Source organism: Clavibacter lycopersici, assembly GCF_003576405.1.
Lineage (GTDB): Bacteria > Actinomycetota > Actinomycetes > Actinomycetales > Microbacteriaceae > Clavibacter > Clavibacter lycopersici.
In genome coordinates this window covers 1-20786 of record NZ_QWGT01000022.1, presented here as the reverse complement: position 1 = coordinate 20786, position 20786 = coordinate 1, and the positions used below count along the sequence as shown (strand labels likewise).

16 protein-coding genes are annotated in these 20786 nt (G+C 72.3%); 8 read left to right on the top strand and 8 right to left on the bottom strand.

Annotation, left to right across the window (positions count from 1 at the left end):
* On the bottom strand, positions 1–758 hold a 758-nt coding region (locus DZG00_RS03095; RefSeq protein WP_375342491.1), incomplete at its 3' end, for an ADP-dependent NAD(P)H-hydrate dehydratase.
* 135 nt (positions 759–893) lie between these two features.
* On the opposite strand from DZG00_RS03095, the gene DZG00_RS03090 reads away from it, so the two are divergent.
* Entirely contained in the window at positions 894–1973 is a 1080-nt protein-coding gene (locus DZG00_RS03090) for an NADH:flavin oxidoreductase/NADH oxidase (RefSeq protein ID WP_119382197.1), read from the top strand.
* A 68-nt stretch (positions 1974–2041) separates the two neighbouring features.
* Here the strand turns inward: DZG00_RS03090 and DZG00_RS03085 are convergent, their stop codons facing one another.
* From DZG00_RS03085 to guaB1, 3 genes are all read right to left on the bottom strand, one after another.
* Entirely contained in the window at positions 2042–3085 is a 1044-nt protein-coding gene (locus tag DZG00_RS03085) for a hemolysin family protein (protein WP_119382196.1), read from the bottom strand.
* Positions 3078–4508: a hemolysin family protein gene (locus DZG00_RS03080; RefSeq protein ID WP_119382195.1), complete on the bottom strand. Its 1431-nt coding sequence runs from the start codon at positions 4506–4508 to the stop codon at positions 3078–3080. The genes DZG00_RS03085 and DZG00_RS03080 overlap by 8 nt, the downstream gene beginning before the upstream one ends.
* 113 nt (positions 4509–4621) lie before the next feature.
* Positions 4622–6061: a GMP reductase gene (gene guaB1, locus DZG00_RS03075; RefSeq protein WP_119382194.1), complete on the bottom strand. Its 1440-nt coding sequence runs from the start codon at positions 6059–6061 to the stop codon at positions 4622–4624.
* A gap of 178 nt (positions 6062–6239) precedes the next feature.
* On the opposite strand from guaB1, the gene DZG00_RS03070 reads away from it, so the two are divergent.
* Positions 6240–10058, top strand: a complete 3819-nt coding sequence (locus DZG00_RS03070) for a multifunctional oxoglutarate decarboxylase/oxoglutarate dehydrogenase thiamine pyrophosphate-binding subunit/dihydrolipoyllysine-residue succinyltransferase subunit (protein WP_119455370.1) — start codon at positions 6240–6242, stop codon at positions 10056–10058.
* A 103-nt stretch (positions 10059–10161) separates the two neighbouring features.
* Here DZG00_RS03070 and DZG00_RS03065 read toward each other — a convergent pair whose 3' ends face one another.
* The 3 genes from DZG00_RS03065 to DZG00_RS03055 are packed head-to-tail and all read right to left on the bottom strand — an operon-like array spanning position 10162 to position 11635.
* A complete protein-coding gene (locus DZG00_RS03065) occupies positions 10162–10602 on the bottom strand; it encodes a GNAT family N-acetyltransferase (RefSeq protein WP_119382278.1) in 441 nt (146 codons plus the stop codon).
* Between the two features lie 35 nt (positions 10603–10637).
* Entirely contained in the window at positions 10638–10880 is a 243-nt protein-coding gene (gene rsrA, locus DZG00_RS03060; protein ID WP_015490009.1) for a mycothiol system anti-sigma-R factor, read from the bottom strand.
* Complete coding sequence (locus DZG00_RS03055) at positions 10877–11635, bottom strand: sigma-70 family RNA polymerase sigma factor (protein ID WP_304650927.1); 759 nt, start codon at positions 11633–11635, stop codon at positions 10877–10879. Before DZG00_RS03055 ends, rsrA begins: the two co-directional genes overlap by 4 nt.
* A 130-nt stretch (positions 11636–11765) precedes the next feature.
* On the opposite strand from DZG00_RS03055, the gene aroA reads away from it, so the two are divergent.
* From aroA to DZG00_RS03040, 3 genes are read left to right on the top strand one after another with little or no spacing between them, the layout of a single operon-like run.
* The gene (gene aroA / locus DZG00_RS03050) at positions 11766–13229 is read left to right on the top strand and encodes a 3-phosphoshikimate 1-carboxyvinyltransferase (RefSeq protein WP_119455369.1); all 1464 of its coding nucleotides are present in this window, start codon (positions 11766–11768) and stop codon (positions 13227–13229) included.
* Positions 13226–14290 (top strand): ribosome small subunit-dependent GTPase A, encoded by a 1065-nt coding sequence (gene rsgA / locus DZG00_RS03045; protein ID WP_119382476.1) that lies wholly within the window; start codon positions 13226–13228, stop codon positions 14288–14290. Before aroA ends, rsgA begins: the two co-directional genes overlap by 4 nt.
* Positions 14291–14326: 36 nt before the next feature.
* Positions 14327–15139 carry an inositol monophosphatase family protein gene (locus DZG00_RS03040; protein ID WP_119382477.1) on the top strand — a complete coding sequence of 271 codons (813 nt, stop codon included), beginning with the start codon at positions 14327–14329 and terminating at the stop codon, positions 15137–15139.
* Between the two features lie 30 nt (positions 15140–15169).
* Here DZG00_RS03040 and DZG00_RS03035 read toward each other — a convergent pair whose 3' ends face one another.
* Complete coding sequence (locus tag DZG00_RS03035; RefSeq protein ID WP_119382478.1) at positions 15170–16660, bottom strand: MFS transporter; 1491 nt, start codon at positions 16658–16660, stop codon at positions 15170–15172.
* A 240-nt stretch (positions 16661–16900) separates the two neighbouring features.
* On the opposite strand from DZG00_RS03035, the gene DZG00_RS03030 reads away from it, so the two are divergent.
* From DZG00_RS03030 to DZG00_RS03020, 3 genes are all read left to right on the top strand, one after another.
* Positions 16901–17983, top strand: a complete 1083-nt coding sequence (locus DZG00_RS03030; protein ID WP_119382479.1) for an extracellular solute-binding protein — start codon at positions 16901–16903, stop codon at positions 17981–17983.
* Positions 17983–19011, top strand: a complete 1029-nt coding sequence (locus tag DZG00_RS03025) for an ABC transporter ATP-binding protein (RefSeq protein ID WP_119455368.1) — start codon at positions 17983–17985, stop codon at positions 19009–19011. The genes DZG00_RS03030 and DZG00_RS03025 overlap by 1 nt, the downstream gene beginning before the upstream one ends.
* A gap of 2 nt (positions 19012–19013) precedes the next feature.
* On the top strand, positions 19014–20786 hold a 1773-nt coding region (locus DZG00_RS03020; RefSeq protein ID WP_147359912.1), incomplete at its 3' end, for an ABC transporter permease.

Sequence of the window (20786 nt, the reverse complement as noted above, 5' to 3'; positions counted from 1 at the left end):
GCGGCGGCCGCCACCTCCGCGAGGTCGGCGAGCGGATCCGCCGCGTCGGCGATGCGCGCGGAGGCACCCGCGACGAGCGCACCCAGGACGCCGCCGAGGACGTCGCCGGATCCGGCCGTCGCGAGCCACGGCGTCCCGGCGCGCACGGCGATGCGCGTCGATCCCCCCACCACGAGCGTCGTCGCCCCCTTGAGCAGCACGCACACGCCGAGCTCCCGCGCCGCGCGCTCGGCCCAGCCCGGCGCGTCCGAGGCGATCTCCTCCGCCGACGCGAGGATCCCGGCGCCGTCCAGCAGCCGGGACAGCTCGCGGAAGTGCGGCGTGACCACCACGGGGCCCGTCGCGCGGCCGACCAGGTCGAGCGCGCCGGCGTCGACGACCGAGGGCAGGCCCTGCTCGAGCGCGGCGATGATCTGGTCCGTCGCGGCGTCGTCGCGGTGCGCCTGGTCCATGCCGGATCCGACCAGCCACGCCTGCACGCGACCGTCGGCCGTGACGACCTCGGGGCGCCGGGCGAGCACGGAGGCGGAGGCGCCGGCGGGGCCGAGGTAGCGGATCATGCCGACGCCCGTGCGCGCGGCGGCCTCGACGCCGAGGACCGCGGCGCCCGGGTAGCGGTCGGAGCCCGTCCGCACCCCGAGCACGCCGCGCGTGTACTTGTCGTCGTCGTCGCGCGGGAGGCGGATCGCCCGGCGCGTGCGCTCCGCGTCCTGCCGGATCCAGCCGTCGGGTGCGTGGTCGTGGTGCGCGTCGCTCATGCCCTCACGATAGGCGCGCGGGAATGCGGCGACCGCGCCGGGCCTTGGGTCCATGAGGCCGACGACGCCCTCCGCCCGTCCCCGCGCGCCGCGCCTCCTCGCGAGGCCAGCGGCCGCCCGCCTGGAAGGATCCCCATGACCACGTCCCCGCTCTTCGAGCCGATCACCGTGCGCGGCGTCACCGCCCGCAACCGCATCTGGGTCGCGCCGATGTGCCAGTACAGCATCGACGCGCGCGACGGCGTGCCCGGCGCCTGGCACCTCGCGCACCTCGGCTCGTTCGCACGCGGCGGCGCGGGCCTCGTGATGGCCGAGGCCACCGGGGTCAGCCCCGAGGCGCGCATCACGCCCGAGGACACCGGCATCTGGGACGACGCGCAGCGCGACGCGTGGAAGCCGATCGTCGAATTCATCCACGAGATGGGCGCGGTCGCCGCGATCCAGCTCGCGCACGCCGGCCGCAAGGCCTCCACCTACTCCTTCTCCGGCCGCGGCACCATGCCCGCCGAGGAGGGCGGCTGGGAGACGGTCGCGCCGTCCGCCGAGCCGTTCCCCGGCTACGGCACGCCGGTCGCGCTCGACGCCGACGGGCTCCGCAAGGTCGTCGACGACTTCGCCGCGGCCGCCCGCCGCTCGATGGACGCGGGCTTCGACGTGCTCGAGATCCACGCCGCGCACGGGTACCTCATGCACCAGTTCCTGTCGCCCCTCAGCAACCACCGCGACGACGAGTTCGGCGGCAGCCTCGAGAACCGGGCACGCCTCCTGCTCCAGGTGATCGACGCGGTGCGCGCCGAGCTCCCCGACGTCCCGCTGCTGGTGCGCTTCTCGGCCACCGACTGGGCGGGCGAGGCCGGCTGGGACGAGGCGCAGACCGCGACGGTCGCCGGCTGGGCCGCCGAGCACGGCGCCGACTTCTTCGACATCTCCACGGGCGGCAACACGACGGGCGTCACGATCCCGGTCGCGCCCGGCTACCAGGTGCCCTTCGCCGAGTACGTGAAGGAGCACGCGAAGGTCGCCCTCAACGCCGTCGGCCTCATCACCGAGCCCGCGCAGGCCGAGGCCGTCGTCGCCGAGGGCCGCGCGGACGCCGTGATGCTCGGCCGCGAGATGCTGCGCGACCCGCACTTCGCGCTGCGGGCCGCGCACGAGCTGGGCGTCGAGATCGACTACTGGCCCAAGCAGTACGACCGCGCGCGCTGGGCCGCCTGACCCGACGCCGCTCCGCACGCACGACGGCGCGGCACCCGAGGCGGGTGCCGCGCCGTCGTGCGTGCGGGTCAGACGCGCCGGGTGGCGTCCTGCACCTCGCCGACGAGCTCCTCGATGATGTCCTCGAGGAAGAGCACGCCCGTCGTCTCCCCGGCCTCCGTGAACGCGCGGGCGAGGTGCGCGCCGGAGCGCCGCATCATCGCGAGGGCGTCCTCGAGCTCGGTGCCCTCGAAGACCGACACCAGCTGGCGGATCCGCTTAGCCGGCACGGGCCGCACGAACTCGTCCGCCTCGTCGAGGTCGATGACGTCCTTGAGGTGCAGGTAGCCCGACGGCTCCCCCGCGCCGTCCACGATCACGTACCGCGAGAAGCCGTGCCGCGCGACCGCGCGCTCGACCTCGGAAGGGCTCGTGGTCTCGGGCAGGCTGACGAGCGCGCCCAGCGGGATCGCGATGTCCTGCACCTTCTTGCCCGTGAACTCGAACGCCGCGGTGAGCGCCCCCGTCCGGTCCTCCAGGAGCCCCTCGCGCGTCGACTGGTCGACGATCCCCTGGACCTCGTCGAGCGTGAACGCGCTCGCGGCCTCGTCCTTCGGCTCGACCTTGAACGCGCGCAGCACCGTGTTCGAGATCGCGTTGAGGGCCACGATGAGCGGCTTCACCACGCGCGCGATGCCGACGAGCGGCGGCGCGAGCAGCAGCGCCGCGCGATCCGGCACCGAGAACGAGATGTTCTTCGGCACCATCTCGCCGAGCACCACGTGCAGGAACGACACGATGAGCAGCGCGATGACGAACGCGATGGTCGAGATCGCCTCCTCCGGGAGCCCCGTCGCGCCCAGCGGGATCTCCAGCAGGTGGTGGATCGCGGGCTCCGACACGTTGAGGATCAGCAGCGAGCACACCGTGATGCCGAGCTGCGTGGTCGCGAGCATGAGCGTCGCGTGCTCCATCGCGTAGAGCGTGACGCGCGCGGCGCGGCTTCCCTCCTCGGCGCGCGGCTCGATCTGCGACCGCTTCGCGGAGATCACCGCGAACTCGGCGCCGACGAAGAAGGCGTTGACGGCGAGCAGCACGACGAGCGCGATGATCCCCCCGGCGTACTCACCCACGGGACGGCTCCTTCCTCATGGCGGCGCGTTCCGCGTCCGCCTGTCGTCCGGCCTCGCGGTCGGCCTGTCGCTCGGCCTGGCGGTCCGCCTGGCGCTCGGCGCGCGTGGTGCCGACCGCGGTGGCGACGGGCTCGGGCACGGGGGTGAAGCGGATCCGGTCGATGCGCCGCCCGTCGAGCCGCTCGACCCGCAGGGTGCCGCTCTCGAGCTCGAGCTCGTCGCCCACGACGGGCAGGCGGCCGAGCTCGCTCATGACGAAGCCCGCCGCGGTCTCGTACGGCCCCTCGTCGGGGATGCGGAGGCCCGTGCGCTCGAGGAGCTCGTCGGGCCGCAGCATGCCGGGGAACGTCAGCGAGTCGCGCGAGCGCACGACGCCCGCGCGGGTGCGGTCGTGCTCGTCGGCGAGCTCGCCGACCAGCTCCTCGACCAGGTCCTCCAGCGTCGCGACGCCCGCGGTGCCGCCGTACTCGTCGACGACCACGGCCATCTGGAACCCTCGGCCGCGCAGCTCGCCGAGGAGGTCGTCGAGCTTCATGGTCTCGGGCACGCGGATCGCCTCGGACTGCAGCGCGGTGACGGGCACGAGCGCGCGCTTCTCACGCGGCACGGCGACGGCCTGCTTCACGTGCACGAGTCCGATGACGTCGTCGACGCCGTCGTCCGTCACGGGGAAGCGCGAGTAGCCGGTGGTCATGGCCAGCTCGATCACTGTCTGCGCGCTGTCGGTGCGCTCGACCGACTTGACGCGGAGGCGCGGCGTCATGACGTCCGACGCCGTGAGGTCGGCGAAGCGCAGCGTGCGGCTGAGGAGCATCGCGGTGTCGTCCTCGAGGAGGCCGGCGAGCGCGGAGCGGCGCACGAGCGACGACAGCTCCTCGGCGCTCCGGGCGCCCGACAGCTCCTCCTTGGGCTCGATGCCGACGAGCCGCAGGATCCCGTTGGCGCTGTTGTTGAGCAGCAGCACGGCCGGCTTGAACACCGTGGTGAACAGGGCCTGGAAGGGGATCACGAGCTTGGCCGTCTCGCGCGGCAGGGCCAGCGCGAAGTTCTTCGGCACGAGCTCGCCGATGATCATCGACAGCAGGGTCGCGACGACGAGCGCCACGACGGTCGACACCGGGGGGACGAGCCCCTCGGAGAGGCCGGCGGACGTGAACGGACCGGCGAGCAGCAGGCTGAGCGCCGGCTCCATCGTGTACCCGGTGAGCAGCGTCGTCAGCGTGATGCCGAGCTGGGCGCTGGAGAGGTGGGTCGAGGTGATGCGGAGCGCGCGGATGGGCGGGCCGAGCCGCTTCTCGCCGCGCTCCTGGCGCTTCTCGAGGTCGGAGCGGTCCAGGTTGACGAGCGCGAACTCGCTGGCCACGAAGAGGCCGGTGCCGAGGGTCAGGAGGAGACCGACGGCGAGGAGGAGCCATTCATGCAAGGGGATGGCTCCCGTGCGCCGGGCGCGCGGCCGGCTTCAGTCGGAGGGGCGCGCGCAGCGGGGGTCTATGAGCAGGAGGGGGGTCGTCCATCGTCCGTCGAGCATACCGGGGCTCACCAGCCGACCGGCAGGGGCTTGCCCTCCTCGTAGCCCGCCGCGGACTGGATCCCGACCGCGGCCCGCTCGGCGAACTCGGTCCGCGTGCGCGCCCCGGCGTAGGTAAACGCGCTGCGGACGCCGGAGGTGATCGTGTCGAGCAAGTCCTCGAGGCCGGGGCGGAGCGGGTCGATGCGGATGCGGCTGGTCGAGATCCCCTCGGCGAACAGGGTGCGGCGCGCCAGCTCGAAGGCCTCGCGCCGGCCGAACCGCTCCTGCACGGCGCGCGTCGACGCCATGCCCCAGCTCTCCTTGGCGAGCCCGCCGTCGTCGTCGACGAGGAGCCGGCCGGGCGACTCGACGGTGCCCGCGAACCAGGATCCGATCATCACGCTGGCAGCGCCCGCGGCGAGGGCCAGCGCGACGTCCCGCGGGTACCGCACTCCCCCGTCCGCCCAGACGAGGGCCCCGGCGGCGCGCGCGGCCTCGGCCGTGTCGAGCACCGCCGAGAACTGCGGCCGGCCGACGGCGGTCATCATGCGCGTGGTGCACATGGCGCCGGGGCCGACGCCCACCTTGACGATGTCCGCGCCCGCCTCCACGAGGTCGCGCGCGCCCTCGGCGGTGACGACGTTGCCGGCGACGAGGGGCACGTGCGGGTCCAGGGCGCGGACGTCGCGGATGGCGCGGATCATCGCCTCCTGGTGCCCGTGCGCCGTGTCGAGCACGAGCACGTCGACGCCGGCCGCGAGGAGCGCGCGGGCCCGGCCGACGGGATCGCCGTTCACGCCGACGGCCGCGCCGACCGCGAGGCGCCCGTGGCCGTCGACCGCCGGCGCGTAGACGGTGGACCGCAGCGCGCTGCGGCGGCTGAGCGTGCCGACGAGCCGGCCATGGGCGAGCACGGGCGCGAAGTCGATCCCGGCGGCGTGCATCAGGTCGAAGGCCGCGCGGCCCGTGGGCACGTCGTCGGCGTCGAGGGAGGCGAGAGCGCCGTGGGGCAGGTCGCCGAGCCGCGTGCCGTCGGGCACGCCGGCGAGCTGCGTGCCCTCGAGGCAGCCGATCATCTCGCCGTCGGCGTCGCGCAGCACGATGCCGTGCCCCGCGATGGGAGGCAGCAGCTCGCGCGCCTGGCCGGCGGTGGCGTCGGGCGGCAGCTCGAGCGGCGAGTCGTAGGCGACGGGCTGGTCCTTGACCCGGTGGATCGCGGCGTCCAGCTCCTGCGGCCGGAGGTCCTGCGGCAGGATCCCGATGCCGCCGCGCCGCGCGAGCACGGCCGCGAGGCGCGGGCCGGTGACCGACCCCATGTTGCTCGCGACCACCGGGATGGTGCACGGCGTGCCGTCGCCCGGGGCGAGGTCGACGTCCATCCGGCTCGCGACGTCGGACCGGCCCGGGCTCAGGAACACGTCGGAGTAGGTCAGGTCGTGGGCGGGAGCCTCTCCGGTGAACCTCATGCCCCGACGCTAGACCGCCGTCCGGGCGCGCGCCAGGCCGCCGACGGGGCCGCGCTCCCGACGCGCCGCTCCCGTCAGGCCGACCGGGGGAAGGTTTAGGCTGGGTCATCGTGGACGCGCGGACGCGAACGGGCCGCGCGAGGCAGACGACCAACAGCAAGAGAGCGGGCGATCAACTGTGTCGAGCCAGGTGACTGGTACGGGGACCGATGACGGTTCCACGGGCGACTTCGGAGCCAACGAATGGCTCGTCGACGAGATGTACGAGAGGTTCGTGGTCGACAAGGACTCCGTCGACCGAAGCTGGTGGCCGATCCTCGAGAACTACCACGCGACCGTGATCGAGGGCCGCGAGGCGACGCCGGCGACCGGCGACCGGACCGCCGAGGCGCAGATCCCGGACTCCGAGTCCACCTCGGCTCCCGCGACGACCAACACGGGCACCCCGGCGCCGACGCCGGCTCCCGCGTCGGCCGAGCAGCCCGACGCGCAGGCGCAGCAGCCCGCGACCGGATCCCAGCCCGCCGCGCGCACGACGAGCATCGCGCCGAAGCAGCAGCCGATCCCCGCCCAGGCCCCCGCGAAGGCGCCGGCCAAGAAGGGCGCCGAGCCCACCCCGCCCGGCGAGGACGAGGTCTCCCCGCTCCGCGGCATGGCGAAGTCGCTCGCGACCAACATGGACGCGTCCCTCACCATCCCCACCGCGACGAGCGTCCGCACGATCCCGGCGAAGCTGATGATCGACAACCGCATCGTCATCAACAACCACCTGAAGCGCGCCCGCGGCGGCAAGGTCTCGTTCACGCACCTCATCGGCTGGGCGCTCATCCAGGCGCTCAAGGAGTTCCCGAGCCAGAACGTGCACTACGACGAGGTCGACGGCAAGCCCAGCGTCGTCTCCCCCGCGCACATCAACCTCGGCATCGCGATCGACATGCCGAAGCCCGACGGCACGCGCGCGCTCCTCGTCCCGAGCATCAAGGGCGCCGAGGCCATGACCTTCGGCGAGTTCCTCACGGCGTACGAGGAGCTGGTGAAGAAGGCGCGCTCCAACAAGCTCGCCGCGGGCGACTTCGCCGGCACCACGATCTCCCTCACCAACCCGGGCGGCATCGGCACGGTCCACTCCGTGCCGCGCCTGATGAAGGGCCAGGGCGCCATCATCGGCGCCGGCGCCCTCGAGTACCCGGCCGAGTTCCAGGGCTCCAGCCCCAAGACGCTCGTCGAGCTCGGCATCGGCAAGACGATCACGCTCACCAGCACCTACGACCACCGCGTCATCCAGGGCGCGGGCTCGGGCGAGTTCCTCAAGATCGTGCACGAGCGCCTCATCGGCCAGCACGGCTTCTACGAGGACATCTTCGCGGCGCTGCGCATCCCGTACGACCCGATCCAGTGGGCCACCGACATCAACGTCGACCTCTCCGAGCGGGTCTCCAAGACCAGCCGCGTGCAGGAGCTCATCAACGCCTACCGCGTCCGCGGGCACCTCATGGCGGACATCGACCCGCTCGAGTACCAGCAGCGCACGCACCCGGACCTCGAGATCACGAACCACGGGCTCACCTTCTGGGACCTCGACCGGGAGTTCGTCACCGACGGCTTCGGCGGCCGCCGCCAGGCGCTCCTCCGCGACGTGCTCGGCATCCTGCGCGACTCGTACTGCCGCACCATCGGCATCGAGTACATGCACATCCAGCAGCCCGACGAGCGCCGCTGGATCCAGGGCAAGGTCGAGCAGCCCTACGCGAAGCCGACGCACGACGAGCAGATGCGCATCCTCTCCAAGCTCAACGAGTCGGAGGCCTTCGAGACGTTCCTGCAGACCAAGTACGTCGGGCAGAAGCGCTTCAGCCTCGAGGGCGGCGAGTCCACCATCTCGCTCCTCGACACGCTGCTCCAGGGAGCGGCGGACCACGGGCTCGACGAGGTCGCGATCGGCATGGCCCACCGCGGCCGCCTCAACGTCCTCACCAACATCGCGGGCAAGAGCTACGGCCAGATCTTCCGCGAGTTCGAGGGCACGCAGGACCCGCGCACCGTGCAGGGATCCGGCGACGTGAAGTACCACCTCGGCACCGAGGGCACCTTCCGCGGCGTGCACGGCGAGGAGATGCCGGTGTACCTCGCGGCGAACCCGTCGCACCTCGAGGCCGTCAACGGCGTGCTCGAGGGCATCGTCCGCGCCAAGCAGGACCGGAAGCCCATCGGGACCTTCTCCGTCCTGCCGATCCTCGTGCACGGCGACGCCTCGATGGCCGGCCAGGGCGTGGTCTTCGAGACCCTGCAGCTCTCGCAGCTGCGCGCCTACCGCACGGGCGGCACGGTCCACATCGTGATCAACAACCAGGTGGGCTTCACCACGCCGCCGTCCGAGTCCCGCTCGTCGGTGTACTCGACCGACGTGGCCAAGAGCATCCAGGCGCCGATCTTCCACGTGAACGGGGACGACCCGGAGGCCGTGGCGCGCGTCGCGCACCTCGCCTTCGAGTTCCGCCAGGAGTTCAAGAAGGACGTCGTCATCGACCTCGTCTGCTACCGCCGACGCGGCCACAACGAGGGCGACGACCCGTCGATGACGCAGCCCCTCATGTACAACCTCATCGAGGCCAAGCGCTCGGTGCGGAAGCTGTACACGGAGGCGCTCGTCGGTCGCGGCGACATCACGCAGGAGGAGTACGACGCGGCGCAGAAGGACTTCCAGGACCGCCTGGAGCGCGCCTTCGCCGAGACGCACGCGGCGCAGACCTCGTCCATCCCCATCCAGACCGAGGACGCCGGCGCCGTCGCGGACCTCGAGCGTCCCGACTCCCAGCAGGACGACGGGCACGGCGAGCCCGAGACCACCGGCGTCTCCGAGGCGGTCGTCCACGCGGTCGGCGACGCGCACGACAACCCGCCGCAGGGCTTCTCCGTCCACCCGAAGCTGCAGGCGCTCATGCGCAAGCGCCTCGACATGAGCCGCAACGGATCCATCGACTGGGCCTTCGGCGAGCTCCTCGCCATCGGATCCCTGCTGCTGGAGAACACGCCCGTCCGCCTCGCCGGCCAGGACTCGCGCCGCGGGACGTTCGTCCAGCGCCACGCGGTGCTGCACGACCGCGACAACGGCCAGGAGTGGCTGCCGCTCGCGAACCTCAGCGACCGCCAGGCGCGCTTCTGGATCTACGACACGCTGCTCAGCGAGTACGCGGCCATGGGCTTCGAGTACGGCTACTCGGTCGAGCGGCCCGACGCGCTGGTGCTCTGGGAGGCGCAGTTCGGCGACTTCGCCAACGGCGCGCAGACCATCATCGACGAGTTCATCTCCTCGGCCGAGCAGAAGTGGGGCCAGCGCTCGAGCGTCGTGCTGCTGCTGCCGCACGGCTACGAGGGCCAGGGTCCCGACCACTCGTCGGCGCGCATCGAGCGGTTCCTGCAGCTCTGCGCCGAGCAGAACATGACGGTCGCACGGCCGTCGACGCCCGCGTCGTACTTCCACCTGCTGCGCCGCCAGGCGTACTCCCGGCCCCGCCGCCCGCTCGTGGTCTTCACCCCGAAGGCCATGCTGCGCCTCCGCGGCGCGACGAGCGACGTCGAGGCGTTCACGTCCGGCCGGTTCGAGCCGGTCATCGACGATGTGCGCATCGAGGACCGCGGCGCCGTACGACGCGTGCTGCTCCACTCCGGCAAGGTGCACTACGACCTGCTCGGCGAGCTGGAGAAGCGCCAGGACACGTCCATCGCCCTCGTCCGGCTCGAGCAGTTCTACCCGTTCCCCGAGGAGCAGGTGAAGCGGGTCGTCGAGTCCTACCCGGACGCCGAGGTCGTCTGGGTGCAGGACGAGCCCGAGAACCAGGGGGCGTGGCCGTTCGTGCACGTGGAGCTCGGCCGGGTCCTGCCCGACCGCGCCGTGCGGGTCGTCTCGCGTCCTGCAGCGGCGTCGCCCGCCGCCGGCTCGAGCAAGCGGCACGCGACCGAGCAGACGGACCTGATCGCGCGGGCCACCGCGGAGTGATCCGCGCGGGCTCCGCGCCCGAGACGACGAGAGGCCCGGTCCCCTGGGGGACCGGGCCTCTCGTCATGTCGGCTGTGGTGCGGCCGGGTGCGCCGCCGTACGGTCAGCCGAGCTTCGAGTAGCGGATGCCGGACGCGTGGTAGCCGCGTCGGGCGTAGAAGCGCGTGACGTTGTCGCGTGCGGCCGCCGAGGTCGCTAGGAACCGCGTGGCGCCGTGCCCGCGCGCCCACGCCTCGTAGTGGCGGATGAGGTCGGATCCGATGCCGCCGGCCTGTCGCCCCTCGCGCACGACCAGGATGATGAGCTGCGCCATCGGCTCGTCGTCGGCGAGGCCCCACATGAGGTGGCCGCCCGCGAGACCCGCGATGTCGCCCGCGTCGTCGCGGACCACCCACGTCTCGTGTCCGGCCGCCGCGGTCATGCGCGAGAGCCGCGCGGCGACGCGCTCCTCGTCCACCTCGTAGTCGAGCAGCCGGAGCAGCTCGACGATGACGGTGAGGTCTTCAGGAGACGGCGTCCCGAGGGACTGGATCGCATTGGTCACGTCCCGAGGCTACCCGCCGAGCGGGACCGCATCGGTCAGTGGGTGGCCTGGATGGCCCGCAGCTTCTCCATCACCTGCGTGCGCAGGTCCTCCGGGGCCGCCTCGGTGCAGGCGCGGCGCACGGTGTCCCGCAGGACGACGCCGACGCGGTGCTCGCGCGCGCAGTCCGGGCAGTTCGCCATGTGCTCGCGGATGTCGGCGGCGTCCGCCTTGTCGAGCTCGTGGTGCAGGTACTCCTCGAGATCCTTCTTGGCCTTGTCGCAGCCGCAGTCGCTCATTTGGTCGCTCCAGTGAGGTGCGCGGTGGAGATGCCCCGCTCGCGCGCGTAGTCGGAAAGCAGGCTCCGCAGCATCCGGCGGCCGCGGTGCAGGCGGCTCATGACGGTGCCCACGGGGGTCTTCATGATGTCGGCGATCTCCTGGTAGGAGAAGCCCTCGACGTCCGCGAAGTAGACGGCCATCCGGAAGTCCTCGGGGATGGACTGCAGGGCGTCCTTGACGGTGCTGTCCGGGAGGTGGTCGATGGCCTCGGCCTCGGCGGAGCGCGTGGTGGTGGCCGTGGCGCTCGTCGCGCCGCCCAGCTGCCAGTCCTCGAGCTCGTCGATGGTGCCGTTGTAGGGGTCCCGCTGCTTCTTGCGGTAGTTGTTGATGAAGGTGTTCGTGAGGATCCGGTACAGCCAGGCCTTGAGGTTCGTGCCCTGCTTGAACTGGTGGAAGGCCGTGTAGGCCTTCACGAACGTCTCCTGCACCAGGTCCTGCGCGTCGGCGGGGTTGCGCGTCATGCGCAGGCCCGCCGCGTACAGCTGGTCGATGTAGGGGAGCGCCTGCTCCTCGAAGAGCTCGCGGTTGTCGCCCGGCTGGGCGGGGCGCGGCTCCTCGGCCTGGGCCTCGTCGGCCTCGTGCTGGTCCGCGGCCTCCTCGGTGGAGTGCACGACGGCCTCCACGAGCTCCGCGGGCGCGGCCGACGCGGTGGGTGCGTCGCCCCCGGTGGTGTCGGCCGGCGCGTCGTGACTGGTGTTCCCTGAAGTGGCCATCAAGGCAGATTCTACGGCGCGCACGAGCTCGACGGACGGGGCCGCCGGTGCTGTCCTCGTGATCACGGGTGATCCTTCCCGGCCCGGGATCCGGGCCTGCCGGACGCGTGCCCGGTACTCTGGTGAACCCATGGAGATCTTCAGGTATTCCGGTCCGACCTTCAGCCCGTACGACGACGACCGGACCCACGCGCCCGTGCCGACGGACGACGGGCCGTGGGCCGCGCCCGTGGCCGACGGCCCGCTCGACGCGACCGTGGCGCTGCCGGGATCCAAGAGCCTCACCAACCGCGAGCTCGTGCTGTCCGCCCTCGCGGACGCCCCCTCGACGCTGCGGGCGCCGCTCCGTTCGCGCGACACGCGTCTGATGATCGAGGCGCTGCGGTCCCTCGGCACGGTGATCGAGGAGGTCGACGGCGACGGCGCGTTCGGCCCGGACCTCCGGATCACCCCGGCGGAGCTCGCGGGCGGCGTCACCATCGAGTGCGGCCTCGCCGGCACCGTGATGCGCTTCCTCCCGCCGGTGGCCGCGCTGGCCCTCGGCCCCGTCTCCTTCGACGGCGACCCGAGCGCCCGCCGCCGCCCCATGTCCGGCACCATCGAGGCGCTCAGGGCCCTCGGGGTCGACGTGAACGACGACGGCCGCCGCGCGCTGCCGTTCAGCCTCTACGGGACGGGCGAGGTGCCGGGCGGCGAGATCGCCATCGACGCCTCCGCGTCCAGCCAGTTCGTCTCCGGCCTCCTGCTCGCCGCACCCCGGTTCGCCCAGGGGCTGCGGCTCCGGCACACGGGCCGGACGCTGCCGAGCATGCCGCACATCGAGATGACGATCCGCACGCTCGCCGAGCGCGGCGTCGTCGTCGAGAGCCCCGAGCCCGGCCTCTGGATCGTGCCGCGATCCCCCATCGCCGGCCGCGAGGTGCGGATCGAGCCCGACCTCTCGAACGCCGCGCCGTTCCTCGCCGCCGCGCTCGTCGCCGGCGGCCGCGTGACGATCCCCGGCTGGCCCGAGGAGACCACGCAGGTCGGCGCCGACCTCGCGCACCTGCTGCCGCGGTTCGGCGCGGCCGTCACCCGCGAGGGCGGCGCGCTCGTGGTGGACGGCGGCCGGGGCCTCGCCGCGGGCGGACGCATCCCGGGCGTCGACCTCGACCTCAGCACCGGCGGCGAGCTCGCGCCTGCGCTGGTCGCGCTCGCGGCCCTCGCGGACGGGCCCAGCCGCATCACGGGCATCGGGCACCTGCGCGGGCACGAGACCGATCGCCTCGCCGCGCTGGCCGCGGAGATCACCGGGCTGGGCGGATCCGTCACCGAGCTCGAGGACGGGCTCGCGATCTCCCCTGCCCCGCTGCACGGCGGCCCGTGGCGCTCCTACGAGGACCACCGCATGGCGACCGCGGGCGCGATCATCGGCCTGGCCGTCCCGGGCGTGGAGATCGACGACATCGGCACGACCGCGAAGACGCTGCCCGAGTTCCCGGAGCTGTGGCTCGGCCCGCTCCTCGGCCGCGCGCCGCGGGCCGCCGTCGACCCGCTCGCGCTCGGCGGCATCACCGGGCAGGGCGCGCCGGGCGGCCTCGGCGGCCTCCTGTGAGCTGGCTCGCGGATCCGGAGGAGGACGACGGCGTCTGGGACGCGTACGACGAGTCCTCGGTGCGCGTTCGACCCAACCCCAAGGGCAACAAGCCGCGCAGCAAGCAGCGCCCCGGCCACACCGACGCGGTCGAGGGCCGCGTGCTCACGGTCGACCGCGGGCGGTTCGGCGTGCTCATCGGCGAGGACACCCCCGACGAGCACACGCTGACCGCGACGCGCGCCCGGGAGCTCGGCAAGAAGGCCGTCGTCACCAACGACCGGGTCGACATCGTGGGCGACACCTCCGGCGACGAGGGCAGCCTGTCGCGCATCGTGCGCATCGCCCCGCGACGCACGCTCCTCCGCCGCAGCGCCGACGACTCGGACGCCGTAGAGCGCGTGATCGTGGCGAACGCCGACCAGATGCTGATCGTCGTCGCGGCCGCCGAGCCCGAGCCGCGCGCGCGCCTCGTCGACCGCTACCTCGTGGCCGCCTTCGACGCGGGGATCCAGCCGATCCTCTGCATCACGAAGTCGGACGTCGCCGACCCCGCGCCCTTCGCCGCCCACTTCCGCGTGCTCGACGTGCCCATCGTCCTCAGCCGCTCCGACGCCGTGCCGCTCGACGAGCTGCGCGCCCTGCTCGCCGACCGCACGACCGTCGCGGTCGGCCACTCGGGCGTCGGCAAGTCGACGCTCGTCAACGCGCTCGTGCCCGACGCCAAGCGCGCGACGGGCGTCGTGAACCAGGTCACCGGACGCGGGCGCCACACGTCGAGCTCCACCGTCTCGATGCGCGTCGAGACGGGCGACGGCGGGCACGGCTGGATCATCGACACCCCCGGCGTCCGCTCGTTCGGCCTCGGGCACGTGGATCCGGCCAACATCCTCCGCTCGTTCGCCAGCTACGCGCACCTGCCGGAGGGCGAACCGCCGGGGGGCATCCCGCTGACCCAGGCGCACGACTGGGAGATCGTCGACCGGGTCGAGGCGGGCGAGCTGGGCGACGCCGGGCGCGAGCGCCTGCACTCCCTCCAGCACCTCGTCGCGAACCGGTCGGACGCGGCCAAGGCGGAGTGACGGGTCGGGGCGGGCCCGATCGCTAGGCTCTCCCCCGTGGCCTCCGAACCCCTGCACTCCCTGTCGTCCGACCTGCGGCTCGCGAGGGAGCTGGCCGACATGGCCGACGCCATCTCGCTCGACCGCTTCCGCTCGGCCGACCTCGCCATCGAGACGAAGGCCGACTCCAGCTGGGTCACCGACGCCGACACGTCCGTGGAGCGGGCGATCCGCGCCGGCATCGCCGACAGCCGCCCGCACGACAGCGTGCTCGGCGAGGAGTACGGCACCTCCGGTTCGTCGTCCCGGCAGTGGATCGTCGACCCGATCGACGGCACCTCGAACTACGCGCGCGGCGTGCCGGTGTGGGGCACCCTCATCGCGCTCGCGGTCGACGGCGTGCCCGTCGTCGGCGTCGTCAGCGCGCCCGCGCTCGGCCGCCGCTGGTGGGGCGCGACCGGTCTCGGCGCGTACGTCGACGACACGCTCGGGCAGGCCACGACCTCGCAGGAGCGACGGATCCGCGTGTCCGACGTCGACCGGCTCGAGGACGCGTCCATGAGCGTCGCCGGGGTGCAGCGCTGGCGCGACGCCGACCGCCTCGACGAGCTGCTCGACCTCTCCGCCCGTGTGAAGCGCTCCCGCGACTTCGGCGACATGTGGGCCTACATGCTGCTCGCGGAGGGGCTGCTCGACATCGCGGGCGAGCACGACCTCAAGCCCTACGACATGGCCGCGCTCATCCCCGTGATCGAGGAGGCCGGCGGACGGTTCACGTCGATCGACGGCGACGCGGGTCCGTGGCACGGATCCGCGCTCGCCACCAACGGGCGCCTCCACGACGCCGTGCTGGCGGTCGTCGCACGCTGAGCCGACTCGGCCGCGCGCCGCGCCGCCCGCTCAGGCGGTCGCGGCCTGCTGGCGACGGCGGCGACGCTGCCCGAGGTCGACCAGACCCAGCGTGAGGGCGACCGCGACCAGCGCGATCGTCACGAGGAAGCCATTGCGGAACCCGTCGTGGTAGACGGCGAGGCTCGCGTCCCCGCCGCCCGTGGCCTCCGCGTAGAGCGTGCTGAAGAACGTGGCGGACGCGGCCGCCACGCCCACGGCAGTGCCGACGCGCTGGCCGACCTGCGCCATGGATCCGGCGACGCCGCCCTCGGTGACGGGGATCTCGGCGAGCGTCAGCGTCTGGTTCGGCGAGATCACGAATCCCGCGCCGACGCCCGCGACGAGCATGGCCGCGGCCATCGCCCAGGGCGTCGCCTCCTGCGGCGTGAGGACCGCGGCGAGGAGCAGCAGCGTGATGCCGACCGCGACGATGGCCAGGCCGATCACGACCAGCTGCCGGCCGAGCCGCGAGACGAGGCGCCCGCCGATCCAGGCGGTGACCGCGGACGACAGCGCGAACGGGATGCTGACCATGCCCGCGAAGACCGGCGCGAGGCCCAGCCCCTGCTGGAGGTACAGCGTCGTGAGCAGGAACACGGCGGGGATGGCGGCGAAGTACGCCGTGGCGATGAGGATCCCGTTGCGGTACGAGGAGAGGCGGAAGAGGGCGAAGTGCACCACGGGCGACCTGCCCGACCGCTCGTAGCGCCGCTCCCACGCCACGAATAGCCCGGCCGCGACGACGGCCGCGGCGAGCCACACCCACCGGAGCGGGTCGTCGTCGGGCCCGCCGGTCGTGAGCACGAACGGCAGCATGAGCGAGAACGTGGCGATCGCGAGCAGCACGATGCCCACGGGGTCGAGCCCCGTCTTCCCCTCGGGCCTCGCCTGCCGTCGCGGCAGCAGCTTGAGCGCGAACGCGATGGCGACGATGCCGAGCGGGATGTTCATCCAGAACAGCAGGCGCCAGCCGTCCTCGGGTCCGCCGAGCTGGATCAGCAGGCCGCCGATCGTCGGCCCGAACGCGGTGGAGATGCCGACGACGGCGCCGAACAGGCCGAAGGCGCGCGCCCGCTCCTCCCCCTGGAAGAGCTGCTGGATGAGGCCGAGCACCTGCGGCATCTGGATGCCGGCGGCGACGCCCTGCAGGATCCGCGCGACCACGAGCGTCCCCACGTCCGGCGCGATGGCGCAGAGCAGGCTCGCGATGGTGAAGGAGCTGAGGCCGACCACGAACATGAGCCGGCGGCTGCGGATGTCGCCGAGGCGGCCGGCGGGCACGAGGGCCAGGCCGAAGGCGAGGGCGTACCCGGCGACGATGAGCTGCAGGTCGGTGGATCCGGCGCCGAGCGACTCCTCGATCGACGGGAGGCCGACGTTGACCTTCGAGAGGTCGAGGATGGTGAGGGCGGCGACGCCGACGCAGACCCAGAAGGCCTGCCAGCGGGTGCGCTCCTGGTCGTCGGTCGGGGTCGTGCCCGCGGTGGTGCGTTCGGTCATGAGGTATCGAATCCCATACACGGGCTATGTATTCCCGCCCCCGCGAGCGCGGGCGACATGCCCCGGACCAGCTTGCTCCTCATGCGAGGGAATGGTCCGGCGTGTCCCTATGCTGAACAGCGAGCCAACAGCGTCCGCCGCAACGGTCCGCCGGGGATCCCGCTCCTACTCTGGGGACTTCGTGCCGGTCCGGCGCGACCGCCCGCGAGCACACCGACGTGCTCACTCCGAGAGGACACCATGAAGAACCGCGCCCGCCGTCTCACCGTCTCGCTCGCCGCCGTGGTCGCGGCCGGGCTCGCCCTCAGCGGATGCGGCTCGTCGGCCGACAGCGGCACCGCGGATCCCGCGGTCTCCCCCGCCACGGGCGACACCCTCATCGTCTACACGAACTCCAACGGCGACGGCCGCGGCGACTGGGTCACCGCCGAGGCGGCGAAGGCGGGCTTCGACATCCAGATCGTGGGCCTCGGCGGCGCCGACCTCGCCAACCGCATCGTCGCGGAGAAGAACAACCCCGTCGGCGACGTGGTGTTCGGCCTCAACAACATGTACTTCGAGAACCTCAAGGCCGAGGACGCCATCACGGCGTACACGCCGGCGTGGTCGGGCGAGGTCGACCAGGCATCAGGCGACCCGGAGGACGGCGCCTACTGGCCGCTCGTGGAGCAGGCCATCGTCACCGTGCACGACGCGAAGCAGACCTCGGGCGGCGACGTGCCGAAGGACGTCACGGACCTGTACTCGTCCGAGTACGAGGGCGAGTACGAGGTGAACACGCGCCTGGGCGAGGCGACGCCGCAGCTCATCCTCGCGGGCCTGCTGGCGCCCTACGAGGATCCCGACGGCGACCTCGGCATCAGCGACGCGGGGTGGAAGGTCGTCGAGGACTACTTCGCCAACGGATCCCCCGCGGTCGAGGGCACCGACCTCTACGCGCGCCTCTCCCGCGGCGAGGTCTCCTTCGGGACGCTCGCGTCCAGCGGCATCGCGGCGCGCGACGCGCAGTACGGCACCACCACCGAGGTCGTCCCCGCGAAGGCCGGCGTCCCGTTCGTGACCGAGCAGATCGCCGAGATCGCCGGCACGAAGAAGGAGGAGCGCGCCCGCGCGTTCATCGACTGGTTCGGCAGCGCCGACGTGCAGGGCGCGTTCGCCGAGCAGTTCTCGAGCTACCCCGTCAACACGACCGCGCGCGAGAAGGCCCTCCCTGCCGTGAAGGAGCTCATCGAGTCGCTCGACAAGCAGGACGTCGACTACGGCTTCGTGCGCGAGCACATCGCCGACTGGGTCGAGAAGACCGAGCTGGAGTACCTGCCCTGATGATCCGCTTCGACGACGTCGAGGTGAGGTTCGGCGACCAGGTGGCGATCCCGGGCCTCGACCTGGAGATCCACGAGGGCGAGTTCTTCACCCTCCTCGGGCCGTCCGGCTGCGGGAAGACGACGGCGCTGCGGACGCTCGCCGGCTTCGTCGACCCGAGCCGCGGCGAGATCGTCATCGACGGCCAGGTCGCGACGCGGCTGCCCAGCGAGAAGCGCCGGGTCGGGATGGTGTTCCAGAACTACGCGCTCTTCCCCAGCATGTCGGTGCGGCAGAACATCGCCTTCGGCCTCACGGTGCGGAAGGCCGGCAAGACGGAGACCGACCGGCTCGTGCGCGCCATGGCCGACCAGGTCGAGCTGAGTGCGGCCCAGCTCGACAAGAACGTGGCCGAGCTCTCCGGCGGGCAGCAGCAGCGCGTCGCCATCGCGCGGGCGCTCGTGCTCGAGCCGCGGATCCTGCTCCTCGACGAGCCGCTGTCCAACCTCGACGCGAAGCTGCGCGTGCAGCTGCGAGACCAGCTGAAGGGCCTGCAGTCCCGGCTCGGGATCACGACGGTCTACGTCACGCACGACCAGGAGGAGGCGCTCACGATGAGCGACCGCATCGCCGTCTTCGACGCCGGGCGGATCGAGCAGGTCGGCACCCCGGAGGACATCTACGACCGGTCGGCCACCGAGTTCGTCGCCACGTTCGTGGGGGCGATCAACGCGCTCGGCCCCACGACGGTCGCCCGCCTCCGCGACGCGGGCGCATCCGGCCTCGACGCCTCGAGCCGCGCCTACGTGCGGCTCGAGCGGGTGTCCGTGGCCGCCCGCGACGACGCCCCGGCGGACGCCCGCCGCGTGCGCATCGACGGCGTGGTCGCCGAGCGCAAGTACCACGGCTCCTACAGCACCTACCGGGTCGACCTCGGGGACGACGCCGTCGAGGCGCTCGTCGCCGAGACGGGCGCGCCGCCCCTGGCGCCCGGCACCGAGGTCGTCGTGGGCATCGACCCGTCCGCGATCCTGCAGTACCGGTCGTAGCCGTGCGCACCCCCGTCCGCGCCCTGCTGCGCTCGCCCCTCGGCGTCGTGGTGCTCATCGCCGCGCTGTGGTTCGTCGTCACGTTCCTGGTGTTCCCCAACGCGAACCTGCTCGTCACGACCTTCTTCCCCGACGGCGCCTTCAGCGGCCGGGCGCTGGAGAAGCTCGTCAGCTCCGACCGGGCGATGCGCAGCGTCGGGAACAGCCTCCTGCTCGCGGTGACCCTCGCGATCACCGTCAACGTGGTCGGCATCTTCATCGTGCTGGTCACCGAGTACTTCGTGGTGCGCGGATCCCGCGTCCTCTGGCTCGGCTACGCCACGACGCTCATCTACGGCGGCATCGTGCTGGCGGCCGGCTACAACTTCATCTACGGCAGGTACGGCTTCGTGACGGCGATCGCGCAGCGCGCGTTCCCCGACCTCGACCCCGACTGGTTCTCGGGCTACTTCGCGGTCGTCATCGTGATGACCTTCGCCACGACGACGAACCACATGCTCTTCCTCCGGTCCTCGCTCGCGGCGATCGACCACCAGACCATCGAGGCGGCGCGGAGCATGGGCGCGGGCACCGGCCGCATCCTCTTCCGGATCGTGCTGCCGGCGCTGCGGCCCATGATCTTCGCGGTCACCGTGCTCACGTTCCTCACCGGCCTCGGGGCGCTCACCGCTCCCCTGGTGCTCGGAGGCACGGGCTTCCAGACGGTCGCGCCGATGATCGTCACGTTCTCCAAGAGCACGAGCTCCCGCGACCTCGCGGCCCTCCTCGCGATCGTGCTGGGCGTCGCGACCATCGTGCTGCTCGCGATCATGAACCGCGTCGAGAAGTCGGGCGTGTACTTCTCGGTGGCCAAGGTCGCGACGCCGCTGCAGAAGCAGCGCATCCGGAACCCCGTCGTGAACGCCGTGGTGCACGTCGTGGCCTACGCGCTGTTCGTGGTCTACGCGCTGCCCGTGATCCTCATCGTGCTGTTCTCGTTCCTCGACTCGAAGAGCGTGCAGACGGGCACCATCACGCTCGACTCCTTCACCCTGCGGAACTACGCGACCGTGCTCGGATCCCCCGACGTCCTCCGCCCCTTCATCGTGAGCCTCGTGTACAGCGCTTTGGCCGCCGTGATCGTGGTGGCCGGCCTCCTGTTCGTCTCGCGCATGATCCAGCGCAACCGCAACTGGGTCACCTCGACGCTCGAGTACCTGCTGCACATCCCGTGGATCCTGCCCACGATCCTCATCGCGCTGGCGCTCCTGCAGACGTTCGACCGGCCGCAGCCGCTCATCGGCGGCCAGGTGCTCACGGGCACGACCTGGCTGCTGCTCGTGGCCTACATCATCGTCAAGGTGCCGTTCACGCTGCGCCTGCTGAAGGCGGCGTTCGCGAGCGTGCCGCAGTCGCTCGAGGACGCGGCGAGGATCCTCGGCGCCCGCTCCCTCACGACCTTCCGGCGCGTGCTGGTGCCGCTCGTGATCCCCACGGTCGCCGCCATCACGGCGCTCAACTTCAACAGCCTGCTCGACGACTACGACGCGGCGGTGTTCCTCTACCAGCCGCTGTACGAGCCGCTCGGCATCGCGATCAAGGCGAGCACCGAGGGCGAGGCCAACCTCGACTCGATGAGCATCACGTTCGTCTACACGGTGCTGCTCATGATCATCATGGGCCTCACGATGTACCTCGTGTACGGGCGCTCGGGAGGCCGCACGCGCCGCCGCGGCCGCACGGGGTCGCCCGCGGTGGAGACGACCGCTCCGGCCCTCGCCACGAGCGACCCGGGC

Bases quoted from the DNA above. Each gene is read 5' to 3' on its own strand.
- DZG00_RS03090 (WP_119382197.1), top strand. From the start codon at position 894: ATGACCACGTCCCCGCTCTTCGAGCCGATCACCGTGCGCGGCGTCACC.
- guaB1 (WP_119382194.1), bottom strand. From the start codon at position 6,061: ATGAGGTTCACCGGAGAGGCTCCCGCCCACGACCTGACCTACTCCGAC.
- rsrA (WP_015490009.1), bottom strand. From the start codon at position 10,880: ATGAGCGACTGCGGCTGCGACAAGGCCAAGAAGGATCTCGAGGAGTAC.
- DZG00_RS03055 (WP_304650927.1), bottom strand. From the start codon at position 11,635: ATGGCCACTTCAGGGAACACCAGTCACGACGCGCCGGCCGACACCACC.
- aroA (WP_119455369.1), top strand. From the start codon at position 11,766: ATGGAGATCTTCAGGTATTCCGGTCCGACCTTCAGCCCGTACGACGAC.
- DZG00_RS03035 (WP_119382478.1), bottom strand. From the start codon at position 16,660: ATGACCGAACGCACCACCGCGGGCACGACCCCGACCGACGACCAGGAG.
- DZG00_RS03030 (WP_119382479.1), top strand. From the start codon at position 16,901: ATGAAGAACCGCGCCCGCCGTCTCACCGTCTCGCTCGCCGCCGTGGTC.
- DZG00_RS03025 (WP_119455368.1), top strand. From the start codon at position 17,983: ATGATCCGCTTCGACGACGTCGAGGTGAGGTTCGGCGACCAGGTGGCG.